Consider the following 20039-nt stretch of genomic DNA (forward strand, 5'->3'; position numbering starts at 1 on the left):
ACAGAACAATGAAATTCAGTGAACTGTGGTTACGCGAGTGGGTGAACACCACGCTGGACAGCGACGCGCTTTCTAACCAGATCACCATGGCAGGTCTGGAAGTGGACGGCGTTGAGCCGGTTTCCGGCGCATTCAACGGCGTGGTCGTCGGCGAAGTGGTAGAGTGCGGCCAGCATCCTAACGCGGACAAACTGCGCGTAACAAAAGTAAACGTAGGCGGTGACCGTCTGCTGGATATCGTCTGCGGTGCGCCAAACTGCCGTCAGGGGCTGAAAGTGGCCGTGGCGACCGTCGGTGCGGTACTGCCGGGCGATTTCAAAATCAAAGCGGCTAAGCTGCGCGGCGAGCCGTCTGAAGGCATGCTGTGTTCCTTCTCCGAGCTGGGTATTTCCGACGATCACAACGGCATCATTGAGCTGCCGCTGGATGCGCCAATCGGCACCGATATCCGTGAGTACCTGAAGCTTGATGACAACACCATCGAAATCAGCGTCACGCCAAACCGTGCCGACTGTTTAGGGATCATCGGCGTGGCGCGCGACGTTGCTGTGCTGAACCAGACCGAACTGAACGCGCCAGACATTGCGCCGGTTGAAGCGACCATCAGTGACGTGCTGCCTATTCAGGTTGACGCTGCGGATGCCTGCCCGCGCTACCTCGGTCGCGTGGTGAAAGGCATCAACGTTAAGGCGCCAACCCCGCTGTGGATGAAAGAGAAGCTGCGCCGCTGCGGTATCCGCTCTATCGACGCCGTGGTCGACGTGACCAACTACGTTCTGCTGGAGCTGGGCCAGCCAATGCATGCGTTCGATAAAGATCGTATCGAAGGCGGTATTGTGGTGCGCATGGCGAAAGAGGGTGAAACCCTGGTTCTGCTGGACGGCAGCGAAGCGAAACTGAACGCCGACACCCTGGTGATTGCTGACCACAGCAAAGCGCTGGCAATGGGCGGTATCTTCGGTGGCGAGCATTCGGGCGTCAACGACGAAACCCAAAACGTGCTGCTGGAGTGCGCGTTCTTCAGCCCGCTCTCTATCACCGGTCGCGCACGCCGTCACGGTCTGCACACCGATGCGTCTCATCGCTACGAGCGTGGCGTTGACCCGGCGCTGCAGTACAAAGCAATGGAGCGTGCCACCCGCCTGCTGATCGACATCTGCGGCGGCGAAGCGGGCCCGGTGATCGACGTCACCAACGAAGCCACGCTGCCGAAGCGTGCGACCATCACCCTGCGCCGCAGCAAGCTGGATCGTCTGATTGGGCACCATGTTGCCGATGCGCAGGTGACCGATATCCTGAAGCGTCTGGGCTGTGAAGTGACCGAAGGCCAGGACGAGTGGAAAGCCGTTGCGCCATCATGGCGTTTCGACATGGAAATTGAAGAAGATCTGGTGGAAGAAGTGGCCCGTGTTTATGGCTACAACAACATCCCTGACGAGCCTGTCCAGGCCGGTCTGGTGATGGGCACCCACCGTGAAGCCGACCTGTCCCTGAAGCGTGTGAAAACCATGCTGAACGACAAAGGCTACCAGGAAGTGATCACCTACAGCTTTGTTGATCCAAAACTGCAGCAGCTGATCCACCCGGGTCAGGAAGCGCTGATCCTGCCAAGCCCAATCTCCAGCGAAATGTCCGCGATGCGTCTGTCCCTGTGGACGGGCCTGCTGGGCACTATCGTTTATAACCAGAATCGCCAGCAAAACCGCGTGCGAATTTTCGAAAGCGGTTTGCGCTTTGTACCGGATAATCAGGCAAATTTAGGCATCCGTCAGGATCTCATGCTGGCTGGCGCCATCAGCGGTAACCGCTATGAAGAACACTGGGACCTGGCAAAAGGCACGGTTGATTTCTACGATATGAAGGGCGATCTGGAAGCGATTCTGGATCTGACCGGTAAATTATCTGAAATTGAATTCCGCGCAGAAGCCATCCCGGCCCTGCATCCAGGCCAGAGCGCTGCCCTCTATTTAGACGGCAAACGCATTGGTTTTATTGGGGTTGTTCACCCTGAGCTGGAGCGTAAACTGGACCTGAACGGCCGTACCATCGTGTTCGAGCTGGAATGGAACCTGGTGGCAGACCGCGTGATTCCTCAGGCTCAGGACGTCTCCCGCTTCCCGGCAAACCGCCGTGATATCGCGGTTGTGGTCGCGGAAAATGTGCCCGCAGCAGATATTTTGGCCGAATGTAAGAAAGTTGGCGTAAATCAGGTAGTTGGCGTAAACTTATTTGACGTGTACCGCGGCAAGGGCGTAGCAGAGGGCTTTAAGAGCCTGGCTATCAGCCTGATCCTTCAGGATACCAGCCGTACACTTGAAGAAGAGGAGATTGCCGCTACCGTCGCCAAATGTGTAGGGGCATTAAAAGAGCGATTCCAGGCATCATTGAGGGATTGAACCTATGGCGCTTACAAAAGCTGAAATGTCAGAATATCTGTTTGATAAGCTTGGGCTTAGCAAACGGGATGCCAAAGAGCTGGTAGAGCTGTTTTTCGAAGAGATCCGTCGTGCTCTGGAAAATGGTGAGCAGGTAAAACTCTCCGGTTTTGGCAATTTTGATTTGCGCGACAAAAACCAACGTCCGGGCCGCAACCCGAAGACGGGGGAAGATATTCCCATTACAGCCCGCCGCGTGGTGACCTTCAGACCCGGCCAGAAGTTAAAAAGCCGTGTCGAAAACGCAACGCCCAAAGCAGAGTAATATGAACTAACTAAAAAGGCCGCCCACGCGGCCTTTTTTCTTTGCGCTCTTTGGTAAACCCGCCGTAAAATCAATTACATCTCACGCTACTAAAACCGTACACATGCTTGATTATGCCCATCACCAGCACCGTTCCGATCGGCGTCGCCTGCTTTTGCTGGCGCTGCTGCTCATTATTGCCGCAGGCGTTAGCCTCTGCGCCGGTGACCGATGGATAGGGCCCGAAAGCTGGTGGGGACCTGACGGACAGCTCTTCGTCTGGCAAATTCGTCTGCCGCGTACCGTCGCGGTGATGCTGGTGGGCGCCGCGCTGGCGCTGTGCGGCACCATAATGCAGGCATTGTTTGAGAATCCCCTGGCGGAGCCCGGGCTGCTCGGCGTGTCCAACGGTGCGGGCGTGGGGCTGATTGCGGCGGTAATGCTGGGCGGAGGCGAACTCTCCGGATGGCGTATTAGCCTGAGCGCGATTCTCGGCGCATTACTGATAACGCTCATCCTGCTTCGTTTTGCCAGACGGCATTTATCGACCAGCCGTCTGCTGCTTGCCGGCGTGGCGCTGGGGATCATCTGTAGCGCGCTGATGACCTGGGCGGTCTACTTCTCGACCTCCTTTGACCTGCGGCAGCTCATGTACTGGATGATGGGCGGCTTTGGCGGTGTCGACTGGCAGCAGGGCTGGCTGATGGCACTGCTGGTGCCGGTCATCGTGTGGGCAGCCCTGCAGGCGCAGCCGCTGAATATGCTCGCGCTGGGTGAAACCTCAGCCCGCCAGCTGGGCATGCCGATTGCGTTCTGGCGTAATGCGCTGGTGATCGCCATTGGCTGGCTGGTCGGCGTCAGCGTGGCACTGGCGGGCGCGATTGGCTTTATTGGCCTGGTGATCCCGCACATGCTCCGTCTGTGTGGCCTCACGGACCATCGAACCTTGCTTCCGGCCTCGGCGGTTGCCGGGGCCGTCACGCTGCTGGTAGCTGACATCATCGCCCGGCTTGCCCTGACGGCTGCAGAGCTGCCCATCGGCGTGGTGACCGCCACGCTGGGCGCGCCGGTCTTTATCTGGCTACTATTAAAAGCTGGACGTTAAATCGACAACCTGAGGAAATGCTATGCAGTCAGATATCCTGAATACTGAAGTGACCACCATTGATGGCGATAAAACCACGCTGGAAGGCTACAAAGGCAACGTGTTGCTGATCGTCAACGTGGCATCCAAATGCGGCCTGACGCCGCAGTACGAGCAGCTGGAAAACATTCAGAAGGCCTGGGAAAAAGACGGTTTCACCGTGCTGGGCTTCCCCTGCAACCAGTTCCTGGGCCAGGAGCCGGGCAGCGAAGAGGAGATTAAAACCTTCTGCAGCACCACTTACGGCGTGACGTTCCCGCTGTTCAGCAAAATCGATGTCAACGGGGAAGGCCGCCATCCGCTGTATGCGAAGCTGATCGCTGCCGCACCGAAAGCCGTTGCGCCGGAGGGCAGCGGTTTTTATGAACGCATGGCCAGCAAAGGCCGCGCGCCGCTTTACCCGGACGATATACTCTGGAACTTCGAAAAATTCCTGATTGGTCGCGACGGCCAGGTCGTTCAGCGTTTTTCACCGGATATGACCCCTGAAGATCCGATCGTCATGGAATCTATCAAGCTGGCGCTGGCGAAATAATGTCACTGCTGATGCAGCTCACGGACGTTGCCGAGAAGGGACGTCTGGAGCCGATAACCGGCACCGTCAATGCGGGAGAAATCCTGCATCTTGTCGGGCCAAACGGCGCCGGAAAGAGCACGCTGCTGGCACGGATGGCGGGCATGACTGCCGGAGAAGGGCAGATAACGTTGCTGGAGCATACGCTGGCCGACTGGTCTCCGGTCTCACTGGCGCATCGGCGCAGCTATCTCGTGCAGCAGCAGGTGCCGCCTTTTGCGATGCCGGTCTGGCAGTATCTGATGCTGCATTTGCACGACAAACACCGTACGGCGCTGCTGGCGGACGTGGCCGCGGCGCTGGGGCTGGAAGATAAACTCTCCCGGCATGTCAGCCAGCTATCCGGCGGTGAATGGCAGCGGGTGCGTCTGGCGGCTGTCATCGTCCAGATCCACCCGGCCGGTAACCCGCATGGTCGGATGCTGCTTCTCGATGAACCGATGAGCGGTCTGGATGTGGCGCAGCAGGCGGCCCTGGATACGCTGCTAAGCGCGCTGAGCCGAAAAGGCATCGCCGTGGTGATGAGCAGTCATGACCTCAACCACACCTTGCGACATGCCCACCGGGTGTGGCTGCTGGCGAAGGGGAAGATGATCGCCAGCGGTACGCGGGATCAGGTTCTGACGCCGCCCAATCTTGCCCGCGCGTACAACATGTCGTTCCGCAGGCTGGATATCGAGGGCCATAAGATGCTGATTTCGACCGGGCAGGAGTAAGCGTTTCTTGCCTGTGAGTACAGTTGCACGCTAAATTACGAAAAGAACAAAAAAAGCAGAGGATTCGTCTGAAAATGCGATTCTGGTTTCTCCTGATGGCCGCACTTTTTCTTGCGGGATGCAGTAGCCATCGTGCACCGCCGCCTAACCCACGGCTTTCAGATTCGATCACCGTCATCGCCAGCCTCAACGATCAGCTGAGCAACTGGCGCGGCACGCCTTATCGCTACGGCGGTATGAGCCGTGGCGGTGTGGACTGCTCCGGCTTCGTTCTGATGACCTTCCGCGACAAGTTTGATTTACAGCTGCCGCGCGAAACGCGCAAACAGGCAGAAATCGGCACGGAAATTGATAAAGACGATCTTCTGCCCGGGGACCTGGTTTTCTTCAAAACCGGATCGGGGGAAAGCGGTCTTCATGTGGGCATTTATGACACTGACAACCAGTTCATTCACGCGTCAACCAGCCGCGGCGTGATGCGCTCTTCCCTGGATAATGTCTACTGGCGTAAAAATTTCTGGCAGGCACGACGTATATAGTCTTCGTCGTATACCTCTCTTATGACGGCATGGAGACGAATAAAACATGCCGTTTTTTCTCAAATAAGATGATTAAAGTTAAATTTATCTAAAATTAGCGAATCCCGCATGTGTCTGTTTTATCTAAAACTGGCTATTATTCTGCAACCAGGATAAGATTATTTTAGATTCAGGGATAAATCTGAAAATTAATACGGAACTAATGAAATTAATCTTATTAAAATCAAGACAGTGGAATTGTGTCGGCAATTGCTCCAGGATGTCCTCTCTCATCTTTAATGCGGGGCGAGTGCAATGATAATTACGCTAGATAATGCTTACCAGTCTGAACTGCTGCTTCTGCCTGCCCGTAATAGCGCAGGGGAGCTTAAAGGTTTAGAAATTCTGGTTAACTTTACTGGCGTCGGCAGCGATGTGCGGATCCCCACTGAGCTTGTTATCCCACGACTTTCAGCGGCTGAAGAGTTAACGCTGTTTAACGAAAAATTGCAATTGCTTGATACCTGTAAACTGTTTTTTATTCAGCATCAGTTAATTGCATGGATCAATATTACACCTGCAATAGTTGAATTTTTATTAAGTAATGGAAACGCTGTTTCAATTCTTGAGCGTTATCCGTTTCTTGAGTTTACTGTTAATGAGAATTATCCAGGTTTAAATAACGGAAAGGACGATCTTCAGCTGGCGAGAATGGCAATCCATTTTCCGTTGGTGCTGGCAAACTTTGGCGCAGGCGCGGCATCGCTCAAGGCGGTCTACGATGGATTATTTAAACGGGTCATTCTCGATAAAGGCTTCATTCAGCAGCGTGCGGCGGAACTCTCTTTTGAGCCCTTTATGCGCGCCATCCTCTGGCAAATCACGCCGCACTGCCAGTCTGTGATTGTCTCAGGCATTGATGACCACGGCCTCTTGCAGCGCGTGCTTTCCTTTAATTTTGGCGCCATGCAGGGAACACTCTGGCCTGCCGTCTCGGCGGAACACGTCACTACGCTGGTTCAGCAGCGATAACCCTTGCTTTCGCCCGTGTTTAAGTCCGGGTAAACCCTCTACACTAAAAGCAGGAGGACTTATGACCCTGTCTTTTACTGCTCGCTGGCATGACGAGTTGCCGGGATTTTATACCGCACTCAAACCCACACCTTTACAAAATTCACGTCTTATCTGGCATAACGATCGGCTGGCAGAAGAGTTGGCCATTCCGCCTGAGCTGTTTCAGCGTTCAGAGAGCGCTGGCATCTGGGGAGGCGAAACGCTTCTCGCCGGTATGCAACCCCTGGCTCAGGTCTATAGCGGACATCAGTTTGGCGTCTGGGCAGGACAGTTGGGCGACGGCAGGGGGATCCTGCTCGGTGAACAACAGCTTCCCAACGGGGAGACGGTTGACTGGCACCTGAAAGGCGCGGGCCTGACGCCGTATTCGCGGATGGGCGACGGGCGTGCGGTTCTGCGTTCAACGATTCGCGAGTGCCTGGGCTCCGAGGCGATGCATGCCCTGGGTATCCCCACCACCCGAGCGCTGTCGATCGTGACCAGCGACACGCCGGTTGTGCGCGAAACCGTGGAAAAGGGCGCTATGCTGATGCGTATCGCGCAAAGCCATCTGCGCTTCGGCCATTTTGAGCACTTTTACTATCGTCGCGAGCCGGAAAAGGTGCGCCAGCTGGCAGACTTTGCCATTCGTCACCACTGGGCGCACTGGCAGGACGAGGCGGATAAATACGTTCTCTGGTTCAGGGACGTGGTGGCTCGTACCGCCACCCTGATTGCCCGCTGGCAAACGGTAGGCTTTGCCCATGGTGTCATGAATACCGATAACATGTCGCTTCTCGGGTTGACCTTTGACTACGGCCCGTTTGGTTTCCTGGATGATTATCAGCCAGGCTATATCTGCAACCACTCCGATTATCAGGGGCGCTACAGTTTTGACAATCAGCCCGCGGTGGGCCTGTGGAACCTGCAGCGGCTTGCGCAAACCCTGTCGCCGTTTATCGACGTTGATGCCCTGAATGATGCCCTCGACAGCTATCAGGAGATCTTACTGCGAGAATATGGCACGCTGATGCGCAATAAGCTGGGGCTGGTGACGCAGGAGAAGGGCGATAACGACATCCTCAATGGCCTGTTTGCCCTGATGGCGCGCGAGGGCAGCGATTACACGCGCACCTTCCGGATGCTGGGGCAGACGGAGCAGTACAGCGCCGCCTCGCCGCTGCGCGATGAGTTTATTGACAGACAGGCGTTTGACGACTGGTTTGCATCCTACCGCGCGCGGCTGCAGCAGGAGCAGGTGGATGACGCGACCCGCCAGACGCAGATGAACGCCACGAACCCGGCGATGGTGTTGCGCAACTGGCTGGCGCAGCGGGCGATTGAGCAGGCAGAGCAGGGCGAGTACGACGAGTTACACCGTCTGCACGTGGCGTTGCGCACGCCGTTTGCCGACCGGGATGATGATTACGTCAGCCGCCCGCCTGACTGGGGCAAGCGGCTGGAGGTCAGCTGCTCCAGCTAGTCTTTTGGCCGGGGGGCGGATTCGCCTTACCCGGCCTGAACATCACTGCGCGACCCAGCCGCCGTCCATATTCCACGCGGCGCCGCGAACGTTAACGGCGCTGTCGCTGTACAAAAACAGCGCCAGTTCGCCCAGCTGCTCCGGAGTAACAAACTCGCCCGAAGGCTGTTTTTCCGCCAGAAGCTGTTCGCGAGCGTGCTCCGGCGGTACGCCGTCAGCGATACGTTTGTCAATTTGCTGCTGCACCAGCGGGGTCAGCACCCAGCCGGGACAGATCGTATTGGCGGTAATGCCGGTGCGCGCGGTTTCCAGCGCCAGCGATTTCGTAAAGCCCACCACGCCGTGCTTGGCTGCCACATAGGCCGACTTCTCTTTTGACGCGACCAGCCCGTGAACGGAGGCGATATTAATGATGCGCCCCCAGTTTTTCTCGCGCATGGCAGGGAGCGCCAGCCGGCTGGTGTGAAACACCGACGAGAGGTTAATGGCGATAATGTCGTTCCATTTCTCCACCGGAAACGCGTCAACCGGCGCCACGTGCTGTATGCCAGCGTTGTTGACGAGAATGTCCACGCCGCCAAACTGCGATTCGGCGTAGCGCATCAGGGCTTCAATTTGCAGCACGTCACGCAGGTCCGCATCGTGATAGCCCGGCTTTTTGCCCAGTTGCGCAATCTCAACAATTGCTGATTCGCTGTCGCCGAAACCGTTGAGGATCAGCTGCGCCCCGGCCTTCGCCAGCACGCGGGCGATCCCCAGGCCAATGCCGCTGGTCGAGCCGGTGACCAGGGCGGTTTTACCGTTCAGATTCATCTTTCTCTCCTTACACAATGCCGGTCAGATAGAACACGGCAATGACAAAAAGCACTGCCAGACTTTTAATAATCGTGATAGCAAAAATGCCGCCGTAGGCCTGGCGATGGCTCAGGCCAGTGATAGCCAGCAGGGTAATCACCGCCCCGTTATGGGGTAGGGTATCCATTCCCCCGCTCGCCATTGACGCCACGCGGTGCAGCACCTCAAGCGGGATATTGGCGGCGTGCGCGGCGGCGACAAACGTGTCGGACATGGCGGCGAGCGCAATACTCATCCCGCCGGACGCCGAGCCGGTGATCCCCGCGAGAACGGTCACGCTGATGGCTTCATTCAGCAGCGGATTCGGAATGGCCGCCAGCGCGTGGGATAACACCAGAAAACCGGGCAGGGCGGCGATAACCGCGCCGAAACCGTACTCCGAGGCGGTATTCATCGCCGCCAGAATGGCACCGCTCACCGCCGTCCGGCTGCCTTCTGCCAGGCGTCCCCGGATGTTGCGGAAGCCAAAAATCAGCACCAGCACGATACCGGCGATCAACGCCGCCTCCACGGCCCAGATGGCGGTGATCTTGCTCACCTCGGTCACGATCGGTTTCGCCAGACCGGGCAGGGTCAGCTCGTGGCTCGTGCCGTACCAGCCGGGGATCCAGCGGGTAAACAGCAGGTTCAGTATGCCCACCACCAGCAGCGGGGCGATGGCAATCAGCGGATGCGGAAGGTTAATGTTGTCCGGCGTCTCCGGTTCATTTTTCAGATCCGTGCCATAACCCTCGTTGTTGCTGAGCGCCTTACGCCGCTGGCGTTCCAGCCAGAGCAGGCCAAAGACGATAATGAACAGAGAGCCGATAAGCCCCAGCCATGGCGCGGCCCAGGCGTTGGTACCAAAGAAGCTGGTGGGAATGATGTTCTGGATCTGCGGCGTGCCGGGCAGGGCATCCATGGTAAACGAGAATGCCCCCAGCGCTACCGTGGCCGGGATCAGTCGTTTAGGAATGCCGCTCTGGCGGAACAGTTCCGCGGCGAACGGGTAAACCGCAAACGCCACCACGAATAGCGACACGCCGCCGTAGGTTAACAGCGCGCACACCAGGACAATCACCGGGATGGCGTGGCGACGGCCGAGGATCTGAATCGCGGCGGCGACGATGGAGCGCGAGAAGCCGGAAAGCTCAATCAGTTTGCCAAACACCGCCCCCAGCAGGAACACCGGGAAGTAGAGCTTGACGAAGCCCACCATTTTTTCCATGAACAGACCGGTAAACGTCGGGCCAACGGCGCCCGGATCGGTCAGCAGTACCGCACCGAGCGCCGCAATCGGCGCAAACAAAATCACGCTATATCCGCGATAGGCCGCCAGCATCAGCAGCGCCAGCGCCGCCAGGGCAATTAATACACTCATCACGACTCCTCACTGTCATTATTATTCGGGTACCAACGAGATGTTTAACGCTCGACGGTGAGGGCAATGCCTTGCCCGCCGCCTACGCACAGGGTGACGAGCCCCTTTTTGACGTCACGGCGCTGCATTTCGTAAAGCAGCGTCACGAGGATGCGGCAGCCGGAGGCGCCAATCGGATGACCGAGGGCGATCGCGCCGCCATTAACGTTCACCCTGCGTTCATCCCAGCCGAGCTGCTGGCCCACCGCCAGCGCCTAGGCGGCAAAGGCTTCATTGGCTTCAATGAGGTCCACGTCATCGAGCGTCCAGCCCGCCCGCGCAAGCGCCGTCTGACAGGCGCTGACCGGCCCGATGCCCATCACCGACGGGTCAACGCCCGTCACGGCATAGCTCACGATGCGCCCCAGAATCGGCAAACCGCTCTCCCGCGCCTTTTCGCCGCTCATCAGCAGCTCCGCCGCGGCGCCGTCGTTGAGCGTGGAGGCATTTCCCGCCGTGACCGTGCCTTCCTCCTGCAAAAAGGCGGGGCGCAACTGCGCAAGCTGCTCGGCGGTGGTGCCTGGCCGGGGCTGCTCGTCACGGCTGACAATAAGCGGCGGCTTTTTACCCTGCCTCACCGTCACCGGGGCTATCTCGGCATCAAACCGGCCCGCTTCGGCGGCCGAGGCCGCTTTTTGCTGCGACCGGGCAGCGAAGGCGTCCTGCTGCTCGCGGGAAATGCCGTACTGCCGGGCGACGTTTTCAGCGGTGATCCCCATGTGGTAATCGTTGAACGCGTCCCACAGACCGTCCGTGATCATGCTGTCCTGCAGGCCCGTATGGCCAAAACGCAGCCCTGAACGCGCGCCGTCCAGCAGATAGGGGGCGTTGCTCATGCTCTCTTGTCCGCCGGCAATCACTACCTCAGCGTCGCCGCAGCGGATCGCCTGCGCGGCGAGCTGCACTGCTTTTAATCCCGCGCCGCACACCAGGTTGACCGTTGTCGCTGGCGTGCTGACGGGTAACCCGGCGGCGATGGCCGTCTGACGCGCAGGGTTTTGTCCGCATCCCGCCGTCAGCACCTGGCCGAAAATCACCTCATCTATCGTCTCAGCAGGAAGACCGCTGTTTTCAAGCAGACGATGAACCGCGACGGCCCCCAGCTCAGCCGCAGAGAGGGGCGCGAGCGATCCGCGAAAACTGCCAATGGGGGTCCGCGTTGCCCCGACAATCATGACCTCTTTCATCCTGAGTCCTCAGCTAAAGCGCATCTCGCGAACGTCGTCCGCCACAATCATTTTTCCGGCCGTCTTGGCCGCTATTTCGTCGATACTGACGCCGGGGGCGTATTCCCGCAGGATGAACGCGCCGTCCGCGATCTCGAGCAGCGCGAGGTCGGTTAAGACCCGGCGGATGCAGCCCGCGCCCGTAAGCGGCAGCGTGCAGCGCGACAGCAGCTTTGACTCACCGCTTTTTGACGCGTGGGTCATCACCACGATAATGTTCTGCGCCCCGGCGACGAGATCCATCGCGCCGCCCATTCCCTTGACCATCTTTCCGGGGATCATCCACGAGGCGATATTGCCTTCGACGTCCACCTCAAACGCGCCCAGCACCGTCAGGTCAACATGGCCGCCGCGGATCATGGCAAACGACTGGGCTGAGTCGAAAATGGCCGCGCCCGTCCGTGCGGTCACGGTCTGTTTACCGGCGTTGATCATGTCGGCGTCGAGACTCTGCTCGTCAGGGAACGCGCCCATCCCCAGCAGCCCGTTTTCCGACTGAAGCATCACGTCCATTCCTTCCGGAATGTAGTTCGCCACCAGGGTAGGAATGCCGATCCCCAGGTTGACGTAATATCCGTCGCGCAGCTCGCGGGCGACGCGCATGGCCATCTGTTCACGGGTTAACATCGTCACACTCCTTCCGCGCGCAGCGTGCGCTGTTCAATGCGTTTTTCAAACTGGCCAACAATCAGCCTGTCGACGTAAATGCCCGGGGTATGAATGGCCGACAGGGGAAGCTCACCCGGCGCAACAATCTCCTCCACCTCGACGACCGTTATCCGGCCCGCCGTTGCCATCAGCGGATTAAAGTTTTGCGCGGTATGCCGGTAGACGACGTTGCCGTACCAGTCCGCTTTCCAGCCCTTGATCAGCGCGAAATCCCCCGTAATGGCCTCTTCGAGGATGTAATGCTTACCGGCAAACTGGCGCACGTCTTTGCCTGCAGCTACGGGCGTGCCGTAGCCGGTGGCCGTGTAAAATGCCGGAATACCCGCACCGCCCGCGCGCACCTTTTCCGCCAGCGTGCCCTGAGGCGTGAGTTCAATCTCCAGTTCACCGCTCAGTACCTGCTGCTCGAACAGCGCGTTTTCGCCGACGTAAGAAGCCACTACCTTACGAACCTGCCGCGTCTCAAGCAGGAGCCCGAGACCGAAGCCGTCCACGCCGCAGTTGTTTGATACCACCGTCAGATCTTTCACCTGACGGCGTCTGACCTCTGCAATCAGGTTCTCCGGAATACCGCACAGGCCGAAGCCGCCCGCCAGCAAAGTCATCCCGTCCGTCAGCCCATCCAGCGCCTGCGCATAGCTGTCGACGCGCTTATCCAGTCCCGCCATCGTCATTCCTCCTCTTAACCGTGGCGGTATCATTAGGGGCGGCAACTCATTTGTTAATTTTGAATTTGTGACCCACTCATTTGGTTTTTTTATTAATTTCCTGTTAACTAAATTTTTTCAATTAGTTAACAGGATGAAAAATGAGAATGAGTGTCAAACAGTTACGCGCGTTTTTAGCGGTAGCTCACACTCTGAATTTTGCCCACGCCAGCGAACGGCTGAATCTCTCCCAGCCAGCTCTGAGCCTGACGATTAAAGCCCTGGAGGATGCGCTCGGCGGACCGCTGCTGCAGCGGAGCACGCGCAAGGTCGCGCTGACGCAGGAGGGCGAGACATTTTTGCCGATGGCGCGGCAGCTGCTTGCCGACTGGGATAATGTCGAAGAGGCGATGCACCAGTGCTTTACCCTGCAGCGCGGTAAAATCTCGGTCGCGGCGATGCCGTCGTTTGCCGCGAATGTCCTGCCCGAGGTGCTGAAAGCGTTTCGCGATCGCCATGCCGGGATCAACGTCACCGTGCATGACGTGATTAACGAGCAGGTGATTGAGATGGTGCGGGAAGGGCGGGTCGAGATGGGCATCGCCTTTGAGCCCGCGCCCACGCATAACCTGCTGTTTACCCCGCTGGGTCTCGACCGCTTTGTTGCCATTGTGCCGAAAGATTCCCCGCTGGCGGGCAAAAAGCGCCTGACATGGGAAGCGCTGCTGACGCTGGATTTCATCACCCTGCAGCGCCCGTCGGCGGTGCGTCTGATGATGGAAGAGGAGCTGGCGCGAAGCGGCAGAAAGCTGGACGTCGCGCTTGAAAGTCATCAGCTGGTGACGGTCGGGCGGATGGTCGCAAGCGGGCTGGGCGGCAGCGCCGTACCGGCGCTCTGCAAGACGCAGATGGCGTCGCTGGGCGCGGTCTGTATTCCGCTGGACAGTCCGCCTATTGAAAAGTGTATCGGAGTGATCCATCCCGGGCACACGCAGCTTTCAAAAGCGGCGCATGCCCTGCTGGAAACGCTGAAGGTTTTTTACCAGCCCGATTAAGGGGCGAGAAACACCTGTGGCGCGGCGTGAGCCGGGTGCCTGCCGACATGAACCTGTGCGCCGTACCAGTGCGCCAGCGCATCGGCCTGCAAAACGGTTTCCGGCTCTCCCTGGGACACGATCCTGCCGCTGTGCAGGAGCAGGAGGCGATCCGCCCACAGCGCTGCCAGGTTGAGGTCGTGCAGCACCGCGCAAACGTGCAGATGTCCCCGGCTGGTCAGGGATTTCAACAGGCGCAGCAGATGCTGCTGGTGATAGAGATCGAGCGCAGAGGTGGGTTCATCAAGAAACAGCCAGCCGCGCGGCGCACCGTCGCACCAGAGCTGAGCCAGCGCGCGGGCGAGCTGAATGCGCTGCTGCTCGCCGCCGGAGAGCGCGGCAAACTGCCTGCCCGCCAGCGGTAAACAGCCGGTGATGGCCATGACCTCCTCGATCACCGCCGCTTCAGGCGTGCGGGTCCAGGGCGCTCGGCCCATACCGACGACCGCCTCAACCGGCCAGTCAAATCCGAGCTGCGTGTTCTGGCGCATCACCGCCCGGTAGCGGGAGAGCTTGTCCGGCTGCCAGGCCGCAAGCGGTGTGCCCGCCAGGCTGCACCGTCCGCCCGCAGGTTTAAGGTAGCCGGTAAGCAGCCGCAACAGCGTCGATTTCCCGGCGCCGTTGGGGCCAATCAGCGCCACCAGCTCGCCCTGAGATAAGGTCAGCGTCACGTCGTGAATCAGCGTGCGTTGCCCGGCGCGAAAAACAAGGTTTTCTGCACAATAGCGTTCAGCCATGCGCACCTCCGCGACGAAAGATAAGCCACAGGAACCACGGCGCGCCGAGAAGGCTGGTCAATAAGCCGACCGGCATTTCCGCCGGGGCGACCAGGCTACGCGCCAGCGTATCGGCCACCAGCAGGAGCAGCGCACCGGCCAGCACCGAGCCGGGGAGCGTGGCCCGGTGGTCGGCTCCCAGCCACATGCGCACCAGGTGCGGCACCACCAGGCCGACAAAACCGATCACGCCGCTGACCGCAACGGCGGCAGCCACCAGCAGGGCACTGCACAACAGCAGGATCCGCTGCACGGCGGCAACCTCCACGCCGAGATAGTGCGCCTCTTCATCGCCCAACTGCAGCAGGTTGAGGGGCCCTGCCAGACGCCAGATCGTCAGCAGGGTGGGGATCATCAGCGACGCGACGGCCAGCAGCGTCGACCACTGCGCCTGGCCGAGGCTGCCCATTCCCCAGAGGGAAAGCTGGCGAAGCTGGGCATCATTGCTGAGCCATGACAGCACGCCGACGGCGGCACCGCACAGGGCGTTGATGGCAATGCCCACCAGCAGCAGGCGCGACAGGGAAGCGTCACGCTGTCGGCTGAGCAGGAAAATCACGACGGTGGCGGCCAGCGCGCCGAGAAACGCCGCCAGCATCGGGGCATACAGCATCACCAGCGCTGGCAGCGAGAGCGGAAGCACTACCCACAGGGCGACGGCAAGCGCCGCGCCGCTGCTGATGCCGAGCAGGCCCGGATCCGCCAGCGGGTTGCGAAACAGTCCCTGCATCACGCAGCCCGCCAGCGCCAGCGAACCGCCGATCGCCAGCGCCAGCAGCACGCGAGGCAGGCGGATCGTCAGCCAGATTTGACGCAGGGCCTCGTCGGTGCCGTTCCACAGCAGGCTGACCGGCAGGCGCAGCGCGCCAATACCGCTGGCCGTCAGCGTCGTGACGACCAGCAGCGCGGCCAGCATCCATAATGACAGTGCGGCTCGCCGGGACATCAGGGCAGTTGCTCCGCTTTGGCACGCAGCTCCCGGATGGCTTCCGGCGTTCGCACGCTGAAGCCCAGCAGCGCCATGTCATCAATCGCCAGCACCTGCCTGTTCCGTCCTGCCGGGGTTTGCGCCAGGCCGGGCAGCGCCCACAGATTCGCTTCCCCACCCAGGGCGTTGATGCCGTCCTGCGAAATCACCACCAGATCGGGTCGGCTGGCAATCGTGCCTTCCTGAGACAGCGGCTGATAGCGGGTGAACCCCTGCATCGCGTTCTGCAGCCCCGCCGCACGAATGGCCGCGTCCGCGCCGGTCTGTTGTCCGGCAGCCATAGCGGTCATTCCGCCGTGGTTGAGAATAAACAGCACCCGCTTATTGAGCGGCGACGCGGGAAGCGTCGACAGCGCCTGACGCAGCGTCTTGCGCAAGGCTCGCCCCTCGGCCTCGCGGTGCGTCGCTTCAGCGACGATCCGTACCTTTTCGTCAATGACGCTCAGATCGTTACCGGCAGGAATTGCGATGACCCTGACGTGGCTTTGCTCAACCTGCTTGAGCGCCAGAGACGGCTGCGCCTGGGCGCTGGCCAGCACCAGCGTAGGGCGCATGGATAAGATCCCTTCCGCGTTGAGCTGGCGCAGATAGCCCACGTCCGGCAGCGCGGTTGCCGCCTGCGGCCACTGGCTGGTGCTGTCGCGGGCCACGAGGGAAGGGGCCGCGCCGAGGGCGTAGACAATCTCGGTGACGTCGCCGCCGAGCGTGATGATTTTCTCCTGCGGCGCAGCAAACGCCAGCAGGGGCAGGGCGCTGAACAGGGCAAGCCACCGTTTCATGCGGCCAGCCCTTTCGCCGTTAAGGCGTCAATCTGGCTGCGCCACTGGCTCTGCTCCGGCTCGCCTTCCGTACGCTGGCCGTACAGCTGGGCGATTTGCGTCCCGTCGGCGGCAAACAGCTCCAGGCTGGTGACATGCCCGTCCGCGGTCGGTTTGCGCGTGACCCACGTCTCCGCAATGGCGTCTTCAAGCAGGTGCAGGGTAAAGGTTGGGTTGAAGATGTTCAGCCAGCCTTTCATCGGCGCCAGCTTTTCCACCACGCCGGTGAAAATCTGCACGCATCCGCGGTTGCCGACGAAGACCATGATTTCATTGCCGTCCCGACGCGCCGTCTCCAGCAGTTGCGCCAGCGCGCTGTTCTCTACCCGACAGGCCAGATCGTCCCCCACCAGGCGAAACGCCTGCTGGCGGCTGAGGTTATGACGTTTGAGCAGGCTGAAGAACTGGTGCACGTCGGTCATGGCGCGCCACTCTTTGTCCACGAGGGCGGCTTGTGGACTTTCCGCGTGAGCAGGCGCGTCGGGCGCCTTCAACGCCAGCGGTGGATTATCGGCAAAGATAAAACGGGTCAGCACGTCGCCCCAGGCGGAAAGGTCGGTGTTGTCCGTGGCGTAGACCTTCAGCAGGGCATCGCCCTGATGGTCGAAGAACTGAATGCTCTGCCGCTCGCCGCGGGCGGTGGCTTCACTGATGTGAAACGCGCTTGCCCACTGGTTGAGGAACAGGCGCAGATCCAGCGCACGCGGGTTCAGCACCAGCCCGGCATGGCCGTTCAGGTGCTGGTTGGTGAAGTTCCCGACCTGCTCGTGAACGGCGTAGTCGTTGCGGCAGATACATTTAGTTTCGCCCACCGCCTCCAGCGCGCCCAGGATCTCGCGGACTTCACCGTACAGTCGCCAGGCGTCGTGGCCCACGCGGGCAAAGGTCAGCTCCGCTTCGCTGATGTTCATTAGCCCTGCAAGGTCGCGCGCGTACTTACCCGGATTTTCTTCTTTTAGCTCAAGCCAGCGTGTGTAGTGATTCATTGTCTCTTCCTTTCAAAGCAATGCCCCGGTCAGCCGGGGCGAAGGGATTACCATTGATAACTGACGAAAATCTTCCCGTTACGGCCGTCCTGCGGAATGCCCTGAGGTGACCAGTACGCTTTGTCGAAGGCGTTGCCGAGTACCAGTGTCGTGGTCACGCCTTTGAGCCGCTCCTGGCCCTTATAGCTGACATAGAAGTCATTGACCGCATAGCCCGGCTGCTCGCTGTAGCTGCTGCTGATATGCGTTGAGCGATCGACAAAGGTGCCAATCCAGCCGACGGAAAAACCGCTCTGTGCCACCGGAATGTCCAGCTTGCTGGTAACGGTATCCGGGTTGATGCTGGAAATGTACTCGCCCGTATCGGTATCTTTCCCGCGCGTGCGGTTGTAGGCCAGGTCGAGGTTGAAGAGGTCGGCAGAGTATTTTGCCATCATGTCCCAGCCCCAGATTTTGGCGTTCGGGACGTTATACGACATGGTGGTTGCCGCCGCGAAATTGACGGTGGTGGAGATGTAGTCTTTGGCTTTGGTATCGAAATAGCTGGCTTTAAACTCCAGTGCATCGTTGGCAAGCAGCAGATCGTCAAAGCGCAGACCGAAACCAAACTCCTGCGTTTCGTTGGTTTCCGGGCGCAGGTTCGGGTTCGGCACCCAGTAGTTGGTATAGAAGCGGCCAATAGAGAAGTGTTTGGCGTCGTTGTACATTTCGCCCATGGTAGGCGCGCGGAACGCCTGCGCATAAGAGCCAAACAGCATCAGCCAGTCGGTCGGGCTGACGGTCAACCCGGCTCGGGATGACCACTTATCGGCATCGACATCGTCGTAGCCATTGCTGCTGCCGCGGTAGTTGTCATACCGCGTGCCGCCCAGCAGGGTGACCGGCAGATCGCGCAGGGTAATTTCGTCCTGCAGCCAGCCGGAGCTGAAGTCGATTTTCGCCTCCGGGAAGCCGGTGGTTGCCCCGCCCGGATGTTGCTCCTGACGATAATATTCCCCGCCGTAGGTCATAAGGTGTGATGCGAAGGTGTCGCTGAACAGGCGGGTGCGGTTTTCCACCTTGCCGCCTTTGGTGGTCTGCTTGCGGAACTCACCGCTGTTGTCGATATTCTGGGCATTAATGCGCGCTTCGGACCAGTAGACCTTCGCGTCGGCGTTCAGCCAGTCGTTACCTTCCGGGGCGATGTGATAGCCCACCTGCGCGTCACGCTGAATGGTGGAGCGATCGGTCATCGGGTTGCTGCTGTCCGCCCCGGGGGTTTGCGGGTTTTTCGGTTCCTGAGCGTCATTATTGTAGTAGCGCAGGGAGCCGCTCAGGGTCTGGGCCGGGTCGATTTTCCAGCTGCCTTTCGCCAGCATGTTATTGATGGATTCGTCGTTAGGGGCGGTTGCTCCGTCGCTCTGGCGAATATCACCGCGATCCCGGCTGGACCAGGCCACCAGACCGTCCAGGGTGTCGGTGCGGCCGTAGGCGCTGGCCCCCATGCCGAGACTGTGATCGCCCGTCGCGCCCGTCCCAAACACGCGATAGCCGCTGTTCTTACCCGGCTCCAGCAGATCTTTCGCATCGGCGGTATCATAAGAAATCACGCCGCCCAGCGCGCCGCTGCCGTACAGCAGGGCCGACGGGCCGCGAACCACTTCGATACGTTTAATCAGCGCCGGATCGAGGAACGTGCTGTTCAGGTGACCGGTGTCGGTGCCCTGACGCACGCCGTCAACCAGCACCAGCACGCCGCGACGATCATAGCCGCGCAGGTTCACGTCCTGCCCGTTGGTGCGCCCGGTGCCGTCCAGCGTCAGTCCGGGGACGTTACGCAGCAGGTCGGCCGCCGAGCTGGCGGTTTGCTTCTCCGGCGCGCTGGCGTCGATCACGCTCACCATCATGGGGGCTTCAAAGGCGCTGCGGGCGTTGCCCGTGGCGGTGACGGTAATGTCATCTGTGGCAGCAAACGCCGCGGTCGGCAGGGCGCTGACAATCGCCAGCGTCAGAAGTGACGGGCGTAAAGACGCGGAAGGCAGGTGTGGCATAGCAACTCTCCATTAGAATTGAAAAGCGCTGGCTGCCTGGGGTTTACCTGGGTGGCTGGCGTAGTTTTTTGTGTTGTTTATTTTGTGAGGATCAGTTTTCCGGCATGGGTCTGGCGCAGCAGATAGCGCTGGCCGTCATGCTCGATAATGACCCGGCCCTCATCGCCGAGCAGGGTTTTGCTGTCAATCCGACGCTCGGTTGGGGCTGGTGCTGTGTCTGTTTTTGCTGGCGTTGCCGCGCTGTTATCCGTACGTGACATAATGTTTATAAATGACAATCAATGTAACAATGATAATCATTATCAATAAACTGCAAATTCACGGCAAGCGTTTTTGTGAAAAAAGGGTGAGAGGATCAAATTTGGGGGTGAGGTGCGGTCTGAT

At 59.6% G+C, this 20039-nt stretch carries 19 protein-coding genes and 1 pseudogene; 9 read left to right on the plus strand and 11 right to left on the minus strand.

The window, feature by feature from the left end:
• Positions 1 to 8 precede the first annotated feature (8 nt).
• From pheT to selO, 8 genes are all read left to right on the plus strand, one after another.
• Entirely contained in the window at positions 9 to 2396 is a 2388-nt protein-coding gene (pheT, locus tag ACMWJS_RS02100) for a phenylalanine--tRNA ligase subunit beta (protein ID WP_414746518.1), read from the plus strand.
• Positions 2397 to 2400: 4 nt separating this feature from the next.
• The gene (ihfA, locus tag ACMWJS_RS02105; RefSeq protein WP_003857805.1) at positions 2401 to 2700 is read left to right on the plus strand and encodes an integration host factor subunit alpha; all 300 of its coding nucleotides are present in this window, start codon (positions 2401 to 2403) and stop codon (positions 2698 to 2700) included.
• A 103-nt stretch (positions 2701 to 2803) separates the two neighbouring features.
• Positions 2804 to 3784: a vitamin B12 ABC transporter permease BtuC gene (gene btuC, locus ACMWJS_RS02110; RefSeq protein WP_414746519.1), complete on the plus strand. Its 981-nt coding sequence runs from the start codon at positions 2804 to 2806 to the stop codon at positions 3782 to 3784.
• A 22-nt stretch (positions 3785 to 3806) separates the two neighbouring features.
• Positions 3807 to 4358 carry a glutathione peroxidase gene (locus ACMWJS_RS02115; RefSeq protein WP_048027541.1) on the plus strand — a complete coding sequence of 184 codons (552 nt, stop codon included), beginning with the start codon at positions 3807 to 3809 and terminating at the stop codon, positions 4356 to 4358.
• Complete coding sequence (gene btuD, locus ACMWJS_RS02120; RefSeq protein ID WP_045910266.1) at positions 4358 to 5113, plus strand: vitamin B12 ABC transporter ATP-binding protein BtuD; 756 nt, start codon at positions 4358 to 4360, stop codon at positions 5111 to 5113. Before ACMWJS_RS02115 ends, btuD begins: the two co-directional genes overlap by 1 nt.
• A gap of 74 nt (positions 5114 to 5187) precedes the next feature.
• On the plus strand, positions 5188 to 5652 hold the full coding sequence (locus ACMWJS_RS02125) for an NlpC/P60 family protein (protein ID WP_008500650.1): 465 nt from the start codon (positions 5188 to 5190) through the stop codon (positions 5650 to 5652).
• 294 nt (positions 5653 to 5946) lie between these two features.
• Entirely contained in the window at positions 5947 to 6663 is a 717-nt protein-coding gene (locus tag ACMWJS_RS02130; protein ID WP_048027544.1) for an EAL domain-containing protein, read from the plus strand.
• Positions 6664 to 6724: 61 nt separating this feature from the next.
• Entirely contained in the window at positions 6725 to 8167 is a 1443-nt protein-coding gene (gene selO, locus ACMWJS_RS02135) for a protein adenylyltransferase SelO (protein ID WP_414746520.1), read from the plus strand.
• 42 nt (positions 8168 to 8209) lie between these two features.
• Here selO and ACMWJS_RS02140 read toward each other — a convergent pair whose 3' ends face one another.
• The 5 genes and pseudogenes from ACMWJS_RS02140 to ACMWJS_RS02160 form a co-directional block, all read right to left on the minus strand.
• Positions 8210 to 8980, minus strand: a complete 771-nt coding sequence (locus tag ACMWJS_RS02140) for a 3-hydroxybutyrate dehydrogenase (RefSeq protein ID WP_414746521.1) — start codon at positions 8978 to 8980, stop codon at positions 8210 to 8212.
• A 10-nt stretch (positions 8981 to 8990) separates the two neighbouring features.
• A complete protein-coding gene (locus ACMWJS_RS02145; RefSeq protein ID WP_176252831.1) occupies positions 8991 to 10385 on the minus strand; it encodes a GntP family permease in 1395 nt (464 codons plus the stop codon).
• A gap of 41 nt (positions 10386 to 10426) precedes the next feature.
• Positions 10427 to 11608, minus strand: a pseudogene (locus ACMWJS_RS02150) (acetyl-CoA C-acetyltransferase).
• Between the two features lie 9 nt (positions 11609 to 11617).
• The gene (locus tag ACMWJS_RS02155; RefSeq protein ID WP_045910272.1) at positions 11618 to 12274 is read right to left on the minus strand and encodes a CoA transferase subunit B; all 657 of its coding nucleotides are present in this window, start codon (positions 12272 to 12274) and stop codon (positions 11618 to 11620) included.
• A 2-nt stretch (positions 12275 to 12276) separates the two neighbouring features.
• Entirely contained in the window at positions 12277 to 12984 is a 708-nt protein-coding gene (locus ACMWJS_RS02160) for a CoA transferase subunit A (RefSeq protein ID WP_414746658.1), read from the minus strand.
• Between the two features lie 140 nt (positions 12985 to 13124).
• Between ACMWJS_RS02160 and ACMWJS_RS02165 the strand changes: the two genes are divergently transcribed.
• The gene (locus tag ACMWJS_RS02165; protein WP_406914887.1) at positions 13125 to 14018 is read left to right on the plus strand and encodes a LysR family transcriptional regulator; all 894 of its coding nucleotides are present in this window, start codon (positions 13125 to 13127) and stop codon (positions 14016 to 14018) included.
• Here the strand turns inward: ACMWJS_RS02165 and ACMWJS_RS02170 are convergent.
• The 6 genes from ACMWJS_RS02170 to hemP form a co-directional block, all read right to left on the minus strand.
• Positions 14015 to 14794, minus strand: coding sequence for a heme ABC transporter ATP-binding protein (locus tag ACMWJS_RS02170; protein ID WP_414746522.1), 780 nt, complete (start codon positions 14792 to 14794; stop codon positions 14015 to 14017). The genes ACMWJS_RS02165 and ACMWJS_RS02170 overlap by 4 nt on opposite strands.
• Positions 14787 to 15779: a FecCD family ABC transporter permease gene (locus ACMWJS_RS02175; protein WP_262779475.1), complete on the minus strand. Its 993-nt coding sequence runs from the start codon at positions 15777 to 15779 to the stop codon at positions 14787 to 14789. Before ACMWJS_RS02175 ends, ACMWJS_RS02170 begins: the two co-directional genes overlap by 8 nt.
• Positions 15779 to 16600 (minus strand): heme/hemin ABC transporter substrate-binding protein, encoded by an 822-nt coding sequence (locus ACMWJS_RS02180; RefSeq protein WP_414746523.1) that lies wholly within the window; start codon positions 16598 to 16600, stop codon positions 15779 to 15781. Before ACMWJS_RS02180 ends, ACMWJS_RS02175 begins: the two co-directional genes overlap by 1 nt.
• Positions 16597 to 17625 (minus strand): hematinate-forming heme oxygenase ChuS, encoded by a 1029-nt coding sequence (gene chuS, locus ACMWJS_RS02185; protein ID WP_414746524.1) that lies wholly within the window; start codon positions 17623 to 17625, stop codon positions 16597 to 16599. The genes ACMWJS_RS02180 and chuS overlap by 4 nt, the downstream gene beginning before the upstream one ends.
• Positions 17626 to 17672: 47 nt before the next feature.
• Positions 17673 to 19655, minus strand: a complete 1983-nt coding sequence (locus tag ACMWJS_RS02190; protein ID WP_414746525.1) for a TonB-dependent hemoglobin/transferrin/lactoferrin family receptor — start codon at positions 19653 to 19655, stop codon at positions 17673 to 17675.
• A gap of 77 nt (positions 19656 to 19732) precedes the next feature.
• On the minus strand, positions 19733 to 19915 hold the full coding sequence (gene hemP, locus ACMWJS_RS02195; RefSeq protein ID WP_024909414.1) for a hemin uptake protein HemP: 183 nt from the start codon (positions 19913 to 19915) through the stop codon (positions 19733 to 19735).
• Positions 19916 to 20039: the final 124 nt, after the last annotated feature.

It is taken from the genome of Enterobacter sp. HK-058-C-ECC (assembly GCF_047531125.1).
In the GTDB taxonomy this organism is placed as follows: Bacteria; Pseudomonadota; Gammaproteobacteria; order Enterobacterales; family Enterobacteriaceae; genus Enterobacter; species Enterobacter quasiroggenkampii.